The organism is Nostoc sp. FACHB-280, assembly GCF_014697615.1.
In the GTDB taxonomy this organism is placed as follows: Bacteria; Cyanobacteriota; Cyanobacteriia; order Cyanobacteriales; family Nostocaceae; genus Nostoc_B.
Window position 1 is genome coordinate 110,049 of sequence record NZ_JACJSD010000003.1, and the last position, 12,825, is coordinate 122,873.

The following is a 12,825-nucleotide window of genomic DNA, read 5'->3' on the forward strand; positions in this document are numbered from 1 at the left end:
AAGCTTACTGACCTATTCTTAGGCTGCTTGTTTTTCTCATCCCAAGGATATTTTCTTTATAAAAATATAATTTTACTGAGGGGAATTTGCTGTAAACATCCTAAGTACTCATTCTAGTATCATAAATTCACGCAGATGTTAAATCAGGTGTTTTACGGAGATTGTTTAATATTTCAGTACAGTTACCGCAATGATGTTTTGCTATTGTAATTTGTCTGAAAAATTATATGTTTATTTTGCGGTTTTATAGAACTTTCAAAAAAACATGTCCTCCTGAATAAAATATTTTGACAATCATCATATTCGATCAATATTTATATGAGGTTAGTTGAGGTAACTTATACATCGAAAAACAGGATGATTCTTAAATCATCTGGTATGAAAAACTTTTGATCTCAACATCCAAGAGTTGGGAACTCAGTTTTGCAAGGATTTCAGTTTTGATGACACACTAGTTGGTAATAAAACGTCTACATATATATTTTTAGTTGTTACTTTGCCAAATGGGTATGATTTGAATTAGGAATATATTAGGACTTATGCACTGTACAAAATAACTATTTTGTGCATAACGAAAATATGCCGTTCCAGACCGTTGGATAATCGTTATGGAGCAAGTGCAATCACTGACTCATGGTTAATAATCAAATCTCAAGGTTAGAAAATGTCAAAGCATATTTTATTACTGCTGTCAGTGTTTAAGTCCTCAGAGTGGCTGTTTGGTTTTTCATTAACCAACGTTTTCGCCAACGGGAAGTAGGTTCTAACGAACAAGCTTGTTGTTCTTGTTGTCGGCGCATAATAATGACTTCTGGAGGATCATTTAATTGTGGATCGCGGTAAGGAATTGCGGCACGAGTTAACAAATGTTCTTGTTCTTCCAGGGAAAGAGGCGGCAGTAAATTGCTCAAACACTCACTATTTTGAGGACATACGGCAACTGTACCAGGCGATCGCCTGCCGACTGGGGGCGTAGAACCTATGTTTAAACCAGCTAATTTCATTGCTGTACGTACAGATGCCGCACAAGAATAAGTTGCCAGCCAGCCATTTTTCTGTAGACACACTGAAACTTGCTGAATAAATTCTACAGTCCATAATTGAGGACATTGGGGTGGTGAAAAGGGATCTAAAAAAATAGCATCTGCACAAAAACCTCCTTGATTAACTGCTTGAATTGAAATTCTGGCATCACCAATGAGTAGCTTTGCTTGCAGACGTTCTGTTTGTACTTGCCCTTCAAAAGCTAGTAGGTTCAAAATTGGTGTATATTCGTAATCCCACTGATCAAATAAATGATTGGCGATCGCAGCTTGCGGTACGGATGGATTCAGCTCTAAACCAATTAATTCCACATAACAATTAGGGTTTACTGTCCAGATTTTCTGTAAAGCTGCCGCTGTGTTGTATCCTAGACCATAACAAACATCTAATAACCGCACAACTGGTTGTTGCGCTGCTTGAGCAAGTTGAGTTGGTTCAACAAACTTAAAATAACTTTCTTGTTTTGCACCAAAATGGCTGTGAAATGATTCATTAAACTCTGGAGAAAAAAAAGTAAAAGAACCATCTGCTGTTGCCTGTGGGATAAAATTTTCAAATTCTGGCATGATATTTTTCTATTTAAGTTGATAGTTAATAATTTAAACAATTTGGCTAGTTATAATTGCATCACAATCTAGTATTATGAATAAATTGCGATTTTGATTTTCCGAGTCTTATAAATTCTTATATTTATGGTTAATACTCAAATTTTTGTTTCTCCAGATTGGCTGGTTAACAATTTAAATAACCCGCAAGTTGTCATTGTTGATTGTCGTTTTGCTTTATCTGATCCAGAATTGGGACGCAAACAATATCAAACCAGTCATATTCCAGGAGCATATTATTTAGATTTAAATCAGGATCTTTCCAGCCCTATAGGTAAACATGGTGGTAGGCATCCTTTACCCGATACCCATAATTTAGCGAAGAAATTATCAGCAATGGGAATTAATTCCCAAGCAACTTTGGTGGTAGCTTATGATGATTCTCGGCTGGCTTTTGCATCTCGTTTGTGGTGGTTATTACGTTATTTTGGACATGAACAAGTAGTAGTTATAGACGGGGGTTATACTGAATGGCAAAAAGCTGGATATCCAATTACAGATGTGATTCCAGAACACCAGACAGGTAATTTTATTCCGCAAATTCAAACCGAACTGGTAGTCGATATAGAAGTTGTGAAAAGCCGTAAAGACTTACCAGGAGTTATTTTAGTTGATTCTAGAGAAAGCGATCGCTATCGTGGTGAACGAGAACCCATTGATAAAATTGCTGGACATATTCCTGGCGCAGTTAACTATCCTTGGCAAGAAGTTACAGACTCCTCTGGTTATCTACTTTCCCAACTACAGCACCGTCAAAGATGGGAAAATCTTACCACAGCTCAAGAAATTTTAGTCTACTGCGGTTCTGGTGTCACAGCTTGCGTGAATTTGCTTTCTTTAGAATTAGCCGACATTCACACAGGTAAACTCTATGCTGGTAGCTGGAGTGATTGGATTAGTTATATTTAGGGTTTGCTAAAAAAGTTATTTGGTGGGTGTAGGGAACGGGGAACAGTTTCGGAGTCCTATATTAGAATTCACCAACTCTCAAATTGTAATAAACACTCAAGAACCAGTTGTCAAAATTAATATTTCTATCTGTAGAATCCCCAAAGCTAAAACCACTCTGTAAATTTAAATTACTGGATTTTGATACTCGGTAAATCACATGGCCAAACAGGCGGTGATAATTGTCGTCTCGTTGTCTTTGTGTAAAATCAGCAAGGGTTAATTGATAGTTAATTCCCACTTGTAGCGGTTCTTGTATAGCATAACTCAGAGATAACCAGAAATTATTAATTAGCCGACTGCGACTGTTTGGCTCCGAAAAATTGGCACTAAATTCGTAAAAGCTATCTAGAGTTAATTTAGAATTCAGTGGATCTCGTCTGCCTAAAGATACCCTGACTGAATTTTCATCCAAAAAGCGATCGCCTGCTTGAAACCTACCAACGCTCTTAGCATAGAAAAACTGTTGGTTATTAAAATCTAACTCTGCATACATCCGAGGCGAAAGTTGTTGATAAATCCCAACATTAAAACTGATTTGATTATAGTTAAACCTTGATTGATCAATGTAGCGAATTAAATTCCCATTGATTGAACCATTAATATAAGTTTTAGCACCTAAAGGGAAATAAGCTGAAGCAAGACTCAGACCATAAAAAATTAAGCCATCTTCTCTGGGGAAAAACTCAGAAGAAAAAATGTTATTTGTATGAAAGTAACCTACATTAGCTTGTAGGGAACCTATTGGTTTAAACTTAGCTACCGACGAAGGTGGTTTTGTTGGTGGTAAAGGTCTTGGTCTTACCCTTAATTCCAGTTCTCGGAGACTATTAGCATTAGATGTTGGCTGTTGTTGGGGTAAAGGTCTTTGTCTAACTCTGAGTTCTAATTCTCGTAAATTATCTGTTTGTGGTTGGGGTTTTTGTCTGAATTGCAAAATTCTTCTGAGTCTCTCTAACTGCTGAGTTTTATTGACTGCGGGTTGATCTAACAGTTCTTCGATAATTGTTGGTGAAGACTGGGGAAACTCTCTAGGCTGTGCTTCTAGCTGTAGTGGTTCATTAGATAGTGGCGGATTGCTAGGTGGAGTTGGCCTTTGAGGTGAGGATTCAGTATCAGGGTTTGCTTCAGGGTTAGATTGAGATATGAGTATGTTTGCGGCTGAATTAAAATTCAGCAGATGCGATCGCTGTAACTCAAAATTACTTGCCTGAAATTTGATATTCTGGTAAAAATGATAACCTTGCTGGCTATCTGTAACAGATTTTATGTTTGCTTTGCGTTGCTCACCAGAGTCTTTTGAGTTAGCAGCCCATACTACATCTACTCCCATACAACACTTATTGCCACTAATCACAGCTAATAAAGTTGCAAATAACAGTTTTGTCCAGCCCTGGGATTGCATTAACATTTATATTTTATAGACAACAAAATTCACCATTCAGTTTGCTCATTAAAAGACAACGATTATTACCTTTTAAAAATTAATTATTTGATTTTAATATTTTTTGATAATTTTTATTACCTTGATTTATAACAAAATTTCGCTAAAATTTTCAATGAATACAAAAAAATTTAGTGATAAAACGCACAAATCAATAAGTAAATCTAATATCTCAAAATCTATCTCAGTTGGTGTGGTCTCAGGTAATTTATCTAGAATTCAAGCGATGTCTTTGAAATTTGTTGCCTTGTTGATAATGAGTGTGTGGGGAGTGAACATGATGCCTTTATCGGCTATTGCATCTACTCCTCTAACTCGTGCCGAGATTCAAAATCTGCGAAATTTAGTGCAATTGTTACCGCAGAATCGTAAAAAGCGCCCAGCACGCAAATTAGATCCAATAATCCCTGGCGATGGCTTGTCTACAGGTAGAGCATCTTTAGCTGATTTGCGTTTTAACGATGGTTCCCTAGCCAGGGTTGGAGAAAGAGCAATATTTCAATTCCTACCCAAAACTCGAAACTTCCGACTGTCGAATGGGACAGTACTATTACTGATTCCACCCGGAAAAGGACAGACACGTATACAAACACCAAGCGCGACGGCTGCTATTCGTGGTTCAGCATTATTTGTCCGCTACGACAAACAAACAGACACCACAATTGTTGGGGCGCTGACAAATAGCGGTATTGAGGTATTTAATCAAGCTGCCTCTCAAAATCAGGTGTTAGAGGCAGGGCAACTGATGGTCATCGTTAAAGGTGAATTTCGGGGCTTATATGATTTTGATTTGAAAACTTTTTATGAAACCAGTGATTTAGTAGAAGGATTAGATTTAACCAAGCAAAATAGTACAGCTAACCCTGATCCAGCGATCGCTAGTGTTCAATCTGAAATTCTTGCCGCATTAGCATCACAAGTGCCTCTAGTGGGTCAAGGAGTCATTGAAAATCCATCTTTTATGGAGTTATCTAGTAATAACTCTTCTAACTCTTCTGACCAAAATCAGGGCTTAGATAATTCTTCAGTAGATTCTTTTGTCAATACTGGAGAAGTAATATCAGACACTACGCGCAATACCAGCAACAATGAAATAAATCTGCCAAGTAATGTTGATAATCCTGGTAATCCCGGCGGTAACACTGGTGGCAATACTGGCAGTAACACTGGTGGCAATACTGGCAGTAACACTGGTGGCAATACTGGCAGTAACACTGGCGGCAATACTGGCAGTAACACTGGCGGCAATACTGGCAGTAACACTGGCGGCAATACTGGCGGTAACACTGGTGGCAACCCAGGTGGCAATCCCGGTGGCAACCCAGGCGGTAATCCCGGTGGCAACCCAGGTGGCGACCCAAGCGGTAATCCCGGCGGCAACCCAGGCGGCAACCCAGGTGGCAACCCAGGCGGTAATCCCGGTGGCAACCCAGGCGGTAATCCCGGTGGCAACCCAGGCGGCAACCCAGGCGGTAATCCCGGTGGCAACCCAGGTGGCAATCCAGGCGGTAATCCTGGTGGCAATCCCGGTGGCAACCCAGGTGGCAATCCAGGCGGTAATCCCGGTGGCAACCCAGGCGGCAACCCAGGCGGTAATCCCGGTGGCAACCCAGGCGGTAATCCCGGTGGAAACCCAGGCGGTAATCCCGGTGGAAACCCAGGCGGTAATCCCGGTGGCAACCCAGGTGGAAACCCAGGCGGTAATCCAGGCGGCAACCCAGGCGGTAATCCTGGTGGCAATCCAGGCGGCAACCCAGGTGGCAATCCCAGCGGTGATCATGGTGACAACCCAGGCGGTGATCATACTGATGGTAGACCGCTAGAAGGAGAATTCCCACCACCTTAAACCGTTGAATAGGTATAAATATTACAAGTACACAATTACAGCAGATTTCTAGTGAAGTACAAAATTTAGTTTTCAAAGCTAAAGAGAAACCCTTGCATATGACTCACAAGGGTTTCAGTTTATAAGCGGGCGGCGGGAATCGAACCCGCATTAATAGCTTGGAAGGCTATAGTTTTACCACTAAACTACGCCCGCGAAATTCTAACTTACTAATGATAACACTATTTTATAAAAAATTCAAATATTTAATTAGAATTAACCGATTGAATTTTAATTCTGACAAACAAATTACTCAAGTCCGGTTTACTGCCATCTTGATTGTAGGCGGGGGTAAACTTCTCGTTGCTGAAAAGTTCATTGATTGCTTGTTGGTAGAGATTTTTTTCGCCTTCGAGGGTGGATGGTTGTATTTCTAGGACTCTTGCTTCTTGAAAGTTACCATTTTGATCAATTACCAAACTGGCTAAAAGTTGTGCTGGTGCAATTCCTAGTTCGCCATTGAGAGAATTTACAGCTAATGTTTTGATACGGCTTCCCTGGTATTGGGCCAGAACATCAGGTAAATCTTTGCTGAGTTGGCGCATTTCCTGATCAGCTAAAGGTACTATAGCGGCTGTTAAGCCAGTTTGTGGAGAAGTCTGAGAATTTGTGCTTGCAGGAGAAGGAGAAGTCTGGGGATTGTTTTGAGTCGGGGTGTCAGAAGTTGTACCTGTAGAATTTGGAGAGGGATTTCCAATTGGTGTAGAAGGATTTTTCCTTGTTCCTGTAGTGGAATTGGTTGGTTGATCAGTAGGAAGACTGCTGGGTAACGGTTTTCCTTTACCAAGAACGATTTGTTGGCGACGATTCCAAGGAAGATTCCCAACAGGAACTGTCGCTGTACTTCTGGGTTGAGGCTTAGATTTAGTTAAGTCAGGTGTAAAACTGGGTTGCGGTGTTGTTTTCGGTGTGGGTTTTGGCTGCGAAACTGATTTTTTGACTGAAGGTTTAGTGTTTTTTGGCGAAACCACAGCTTCCCTTTGCTTCAAAATACTGGTATTGGCATCTTGATTTTTGGGTGTAGTTTTTGCTGTTTCAGTTCTGGCCACAGATTTTGGCGATGAGTTGTTTGGTTTGGGTGAGACTGTCGTCTTAGGTAATGTTGATTTGGCTGTGGGAGAAATTTCCACAACCTCAATAGGAACAATAGCTTGGCTTTGCGGTGGAAACCACATTCCCAACGCATTAGACGATCGCATCAGCCAGAAAACCAACAAATGTAGGGAAACTGAACTCAGCGCGACAAATATCCATAAACTGGGAGGATCGCTATGTCGTCGCCAAATTTTGGGCGGAACCGGAGTTTTGTCTGCAACAGGCGTTTTCATATCACCAAAGCCAAATATAATCCAAAGTCTTTAGCAAAGCTTAAGGACTCCGTTTGGATCTTAGCGATTAACTACTAAATCTGGCGAAACTGCAAAAGTCAGGACAGTTTCATCAACTCCTTTGAGTTTTAATGGGCTACCTTTGGTAATTTCTTCATCCTGTAAGTAATCTGCCACAGCTGCCGAAACCAAAATCGTACCGGGAACAGCGGCAGCTTGCAACCGGGCGGCAATATTTACACTTGGCCCAATGGCAGTATAATCAGCGCGTTCGGCGCTACCAAACATACCGACAACGGCTGTACCTTGGTGAATTCCACAGCGAAACTGTACGCCAGAACGTCCATCGCTTTCAAATACACCTTGGTCTCGCCAACGCTGGTTTAATTGTCCTAGTGAACGGTGCATTCCTCTGGCAGTGTTGACAGCGCGACGTACTTGTTCATTCGGGGTGAGTTCTTCTGGCGCTCCATATAAAGCTAAAATTGCATCTCCCATGAATTTATCTACAGTGCCGCCATTGTCAAACACGACTTTGGTCATACATTCTAAATATTCATTCAGTAATTCTGCCACCCGTCGAGACCTGAGAGTATTGGCTAACTGAGTAAACCCAACAATGTCACTAAACAAAACTGTAATTAACCGTGGTTCAGGACGTAAATCTAAAGTTAAATCCCCAGCTGCGGCTTTCTGCACCAATACACTGGGTAGAAATCGCTTGAGAACTGATTCTGTCAGATAAGTATTGAGTTCCAAAACCCGTCGTTCATTTTCCTTTAAGGCTAAGAGATTCCTGACTTCTGCCAGCAGTTCTCGATCGTTAAATGGTTTGGCTAAATAAGCATCTGCACCATGTTCTGTGCTTTCAATGCGAGTTTCTTCGTCTACTTTGGCGGTGAGCAAAATGATGGGAATTCCTTTTAATTTCTCATCAGAGCGAATCATCCGAATCATTTCTAGCCCTGTTACCAAAGGCATCATCAAGTCTGTGACAATTAAGCTGGGGACAATTTCTTGGACTACACCAAATCCTTCATAACCATTACGCGCTGTGTGGACTTGATAGCCGTTGCGGCGAATAATATCAGATACGTAGGTTCGTAAATCTGGGTTATCGTCAACAACTAAAATTGAGTGACGGCTATTTTGCTGTGTGCTGGAATCTGCCACAGATGGAACCCCCGCCGGATAGTTATTGACAGATGAATTCTGATTCAGCAGCACAGATGATACATCTTTTGTGATGTGTTGCAACTTTTCAGTGGTTGGTTCTATCAGTTCCAAATCAGCTAATTCCACAGTGGCACGGCTGGTGTTTAATTCAGCTGGTGTTTCCAATACTTGATTGATGGGTAGGTGTTCATGCCCAGTCAGCAACCACAATGTAAAAGTAGTTCCTTCACCGTACACTGAATCTACAGTGATTTTACCGCCGTGCAGTTCTACCAATTCTTTGACTAAGGCCAAACCCAGTCCACTACCTTCATAGGAACGGTTTTCTGAGCCTTCAGCTTGGCGGAATCGCTCAAATAACATCGGAATCTGCTCTTGAATAATGCCAATTCCTGTGTCTTTGACTTGCAGAATGCAGTATTCGTTGTGATGTTGCAGTGTAACGCTGATTGTGCCATCTTCTGGTGTAAATTTCATGGCATTTGACAGCAGGTTGTAAACCACTTTGTCAAATTTTTCCATATCTAGGTAAACCTTGGGACAGGCATCAAAATCAGTAGCGAGATGCAGTTGTTTTTTCTCGCAGTAGGGACGAAATGACTCGACAATTTGGCTAACAAATTCGACTAAATCACAAGGACGAAAACTCGGTTGCATTCGGCCTGCGTCTAAGCGTTGTAAGTCGAGTAATTGGTTGACTAGCCGCAGCAGACGGCGAGAGTTGCGTAGAGCGATCGCACTTTGGGCATGAGATAATCCTTCACCAGATGCCACTGCCGATTCTAACGGCCCTTGAATTAAGGTAATTGGGGTGCGGAATTCGTGGGAGATGTTTTGGAAAAACTCGGTTTTTTGTTTATCTAATTCCAATAAACGCTCGGCTTGTTCACGAGTTTTTTGATAAAGGCGTGACTGCTGTACGGCGATCGCGGCTTGCGCGGCTACTGCTTTAGCTAGTTCAATATCAGATGATACCCATGTCCGGACTTTTCGCCCTTCCCGTAAAGTAATACTACCAATACATTTGCCATCAGCTAACAAAGGCACAACCATCAGCGATCTGGCTGGCTTTTTCACCGGCAAATCCAAACCCTTCAATTCCAAGGGACAGACACTCATATCAGAAATGACTATTGGCTCCTGTGTCCGCAAAATTTCTTGCAACAAAGGATTATCTTTAATAGGAGATTTCGTTGAGTAAGGGAAATTTTGAGATATTAAGTCAAGATTAATATTTAAATTAGAATTCTGCCCTGGTCTGAGTGTATGGTCAGAATGTTGAAAAACATCATATAAACCCACGCACTGAACAGCTTCATCTTCCTCTGTCCATAAAGACAGCGCACAGCCATCAACTTGTAAGGCTTGCCCTAATTGATGGGTAATTGCAGCAAAAATATCTTGTGGGTCTAAGCTAGAGCGAATTGCGGTTGTCACTGTATTAATCAGTGCTTCTCTTTTCGCTAAAGCACGTACTTGTTCATAAGCATACGCTTGAGATAAAGCCAGAGCCGCCTGATCTGCCACCATTGTTACTAGCTGAATTTCTTCACTTCCCCAGAGACGGCACTCGTGACACTGGTGCAGTGCTAGTACTGCTAACAATTCTTGTTGACAAATCAATGGTACAACTAAGCTAGAGCAAATATTTGCAGTCGCAAAAGCTTGTCCTCTTTGTTGTAGTTCGGGAACGTCTCCTTGAATGCGCTCATCTGTAGCTACATCGTGAATTACCTGAACTTCACGGGTTTCCCAGACTGTTTGCGCTAATAAAGCAGCTGAAGCCGAGAAGGATGTGGCTGCGGTATCTCCAGAAATTTCTGAGATTGTTTCTGTTTGCGTCTGGGGCAGTTTTTGGTAGATAAATCCTTCGTCTGCTAACTGTTCATCTTGAAAAGGACGTAATAGGCAAACATCCACCTCTAACATGTGACCGACAGTATCGACAATTGCTTGCAAAATTTGCCGATAGTCTAAAGCACTGCGAATTGTATTTGTAACTGTATTCAGCAGCGATTCTTGACGCAGGGTACGGGTAAGTTCGCGGGTGCGAGCTTTTAAAACATTGTGGGTATCCAAAGCTTGGCGTACCACTGCTTTGAGTTCTTCAGCTTCCCAGGGTTTGGTGACATATTTGAATACCTTACCCGCGTTGATGGCTTCTACTAAGTCTTCCACATCAGTGTAGCCAGTCAAAATAATCCGAATAATATCTGGATATTGAGTTGCTGTCAGGCTCAAAAATTCCGTACCACTCATAATCGGCATCCGCTGATCGGAGATAATCACTGCGACTTCTCCTTCTTCTGCCAGCAGGTCTAGTGCCGCCGGGCCAGAGGTTGCCCGCAACACCTTATAATCACGATAGAAAGTACGGTAAAGCAAATCTAGGTTGTCTGGTTCGTCATCAACAACCAAAATTTTCGGCTTACTGTTTACTTGAGATTTCATGCACCGCTTTCCTGCTGCAACAGCAGTTGAATAAAGAATAATCTGCTCAAGAGGTAATTTTTCTGAATCAGGTAAGAGCAGAGCATTTTGCCCAATCGGGTTTTCTGGCTACACAAATGCTGGGTGTAAGAGTATCTACTCACAGTAATTAGCCTCAATATGTGGTAATGTTTGCCACTCGCTCTGATACAGCACAGTTGTTGGGGTGGTTAGTTTTTGTACTACAGAGTAGATGCTTGCTTTTCAAGTCTTGTTTCACCTCCTGTGAAAACTTTTGCTGATGAGATACAACGTTCAGGTCTGGTGGAAAAGCTAACTGAAGCTGCATATTAAGTTTGCCCTTTGTCGCTGCTGTAATAACATTTGCAGGTAAATTTTATTTATGTTGGTCATAGGAGAGTGAGCTAGGTCACAACGATGAGTGTTGAAGGCAAAGTATACTATTAGACTAATTATTTGTTCTAATTTAGCAATCATAACCACCAGTTAGAAAAGTGACATGGGGCTGTCACAGATTAATGCTGCTTTAACTATTACAGCATGTACTTAGTTTATCTAGGCGATCGCCAAAAAAATAACTGCATTATTATTCCAAATGTTTTTGGGCAATTTTTTCAGTATAAATACGGTAAAAATATAAGTCTAAACTTTTATATCGCTAATAAGTTATATAGTAACTAAGCACTCATTTCTCCTAAAAATGTAGTTCAAAACTTGACGTTATTGGTTGCCCAAAATGATGCTAAGTGTGTTATTAACTTACAGAAGAACCTCAGCTACCGAAATAATTTTCGGATATGCCAGTAAATAAAACAATTGTATTGAAGGTAGCAAACGGTGTTTTAGAATATTTGAGAAAATTTTTGTAAAATACAATTAATAATAAACTAGCCTTGACATCCTGGTTTTTTGACCCATCTCACGAACAACCACTAACATCAGCCGCAGAGCAAGCTGCTCAACAATTCCAAATTCGTGCAGCTACAACTAGTGATTTAACAGCTATTTCCCAGATTATTGCAGAAAGTTTTCACTCCCAAACCGGTTTCTGGGGATGGGCGTTTCCCTTGTTACGTTTGGGTATTTACGAAGACTTCAGAAATCGTTTATCTTCACCTGCGCCCCATCATATTTGTTTAGTTGCTGTTCACACTACTGTGACTGGTGCTAATAATTTAGTGGGAACTGTAGAATTGGGACTGCGTTTCCCTGATTCATGGAGAAAAAATGGCAGAAGTTTTATTTATCTGTCTAATCTAGCTGTTGACCAAAAATATCGGCGGCATGGTGTAGCTTCAAAGTTACTGCTGAGTTGCGAAAAACTTTGTCAGGAATGGGGTTTTCAAGATTTATATCTCCATGTTTTAGAAGATAACCATCAGGCAAGACAGTTGTATTGCAAATTAGGTTACAAGATGTGTCAGGTAGAATCCAATTGGACTTTTTTCTTCCTCCAGCAATCTCGTCAAATCTTATTGCATAAATGCTTACCGCCAAATTCAGCCTGTTGACTGTTGAATTCTGAACCAGAAATTGCCATGAATATATTTTAAGCTATGGCAGAAAGATGGAGCGATCGCAGTTTGAAGCGTAATTTTCTTATACATATTCTTCTCTAGCTAGGATCAAACACCCAAGAGTTTTAACCTACGCTTTAATTCTAAGTTGGTTTTTAATCGTCAAAACTGTATCATCGCCAAATTCAATTACACTGAATTTTGGATTAAGGATAAAGTTATTTTTATATAAATTTCACTAAAATATATTTAGTTATATATTCAAATTTATATTTGATTTCTGAAAAAAGTATTACTTAACAAAATACTCTTGACTACTCCCAACTCCCAATCTGCATAGATAATTTCAAAAATCAAACCGGATTACTATAGTAATAATCATATTTTATCTAAATCACTTGGAAAAACAGAAAATAGAAAATATAGC

General features: G+C 40.7%; 7 protein-coding genes and 1 tRNA gene. 3 read left to right on the forward strand and 5 right to left on the reverse strand.

From position 1 onward, the window contains the following. Positions 1 to 698: 698 nt before the first annotated feature. Positions 699 to 1,610 carry a tRNA (5-methylaminomethyl-2-thiouridine)(34)-methyltransferase MnmD gene (locus H6G75_RS03255; RefSeq protein WP_190978554.1) on the reverse strand — a complete coding sequence of 304 codons (912 nt, stop codon included), beginning with the start codon at positions 1,608 to 1,610 and terminating at the stop codon, positions 699 to 701. A gap of 126 nt (positions 1,611 to 1,736) precedes the next feature. Between H6G75_RS03255 and H6G75_RS03260 the strand changes: the two genes are divergently transcribed. Beyond that, a complete protein-coding gene (locus H6G75_RS03260) occupies positions 1,737 to 2,558 on the forward strand; it encodes a sulfurtransferase (protein ID WP_190978555.1) in 822 nt (273 codons plus the stop codon). A 61-nt stretch (positions 2,559 to 2,619) separates the two neighbouring features. Here the strand turns inward: H6G75_RS03260 and H6G75_RS03265 are convergent, their stop codons facing one another. Further along, positions 2,620 to 4,008 carry a hypothetical protein gene (locus H6G75_RS03265; protein ID WP_190978556.1) on the reverse strand — a complete coding sequence of 463 codons (1,389 nt, stop codon included), beginning with the start codon at positions 4,006 to 4,008 and terminating at the stop codon, positions 2,620 to 2,622. 310 nt (positions 4,009 to 4,318) lie between these two features. Here H6G75_RS03265 and H6G75_RS03270 point away from each other — a divergent pair, with 310 nt between their 5' ends. Then, the gene (locus tag H6G75_RS03270) at positions 4,319 to 5,887 is read left to right on the forward strand and encodes a FecR family protein (protein WP_242051440.1); all 1,569 of its coding nucleotides are present in this window, start codon (positions 4,319 to 4,321) and stop codon (positions 5,885 to 5,887) included. 124 nt (positions 5,888 to 6,011) lie between these two features. On the opposite strand, the gene H6G75_RS03275 is transcribed toward H6G75_RS03270, so the two are convergent. From H6G75_RS03275 to H6G75_RS03285, 3 genes are all read right to left on the reverse strand, one after another. Beyond that, positions 6,012 to 6,082: transfer RNA gene (locus tag H6G75_RS03275), tRNA-Gly, on the reverse strand. 50 nt (positions 6,083 to 6,132) lie between these two features. Then, positions 6,133 to 7,254 carry a hypothetical protein gene (locus tag H6G75_RS03280; RefSeq protein WP_190978558.1) on the reverse strand — a complete coding sequence of 374 codons (1,122 nt, stop codon included), beginning with the start codon at positions 7,252 to 7,254 and terminating at the stop codon, positions 6,133 to 6,135. Between the two features lie 60 nt (positions 7,255 to 7,314). After that, the gene (locus H6G75_RS03285) at positions 7,315 to 10,881 is read right to left on the reverse strand and encodes a response regulator (RefSeq protein WP_190978559.1); all 3,567 of its coding nucleotides are present in this window, start codon (positions 10,879 to 10,881) and stop codon (positions 7,315 to 7,317) included. Positions 10,882 to 11,774: 893 nt separating this feature from the next. Between H6G75_RS03285 and H6G75_RS03290 the strand changes: the two genes are divergently transcribed. Next, positions 11,775 to 12,392, forward strand: coding sequence for a GNAT family N-acetyltransferase (locus H6G75_RS03290; RefSeq protein ID WP_190978560.1), 618 nt, complete (start codon positions 11,775 to 11,777; stop codon positions 12,390 to 12,392). Positions 12,393 to 12,825: the final 433 nt, after the last annotated feature.

Excerpts from the sequence above, each read along its gene's own strand:
- H6G75_RS03260 (WP_190978555.1), top strand. The coding sequence starts at position 1,737 with ATGGTTAATACTCAAATTTTTGTTTCTCCAGATTGGCTGGTTAACAAT.
- H6G75_RS03265 (WP_190978556.1), bottom strand. The coding sequence starts at position 4,008 with ATGTTAATGCAATCCCAGGGCTGGACAAAACTGTTATTTGCAACTTTA.
- H6G75_RS03270 (WP_242051440.1), top strand. The coding sequence starts at position 4,319 with ATGATGCCTTTATCGGCTATTGCATCTACTCCTCTAACTCGTGCCGAG.
- H6G75_RS03280 (WP_190978558.1), bottom strand. The coding sequence starts at position 7,254 with ATGAAAACGCCTGTTGCAGACAAAACTCCGGTTCCGCCCAAAATTTGG.
- H6G75_RS03285 (WP_190978559.1), bottom strand. The coding sequence starts at position 10,881 with ATGAAATCTCAAGTAAACAGTAAGCCGAAAATTTTGGTTGTTGATGAC.
- H6G75_RS03255 (WP_190978554.1), bottom strand. The coding sequence starts at position 1,610 with ATGCCAGAATTTGAAAATTTTATCCCACAGGCAACAGCAGATGGTTCT.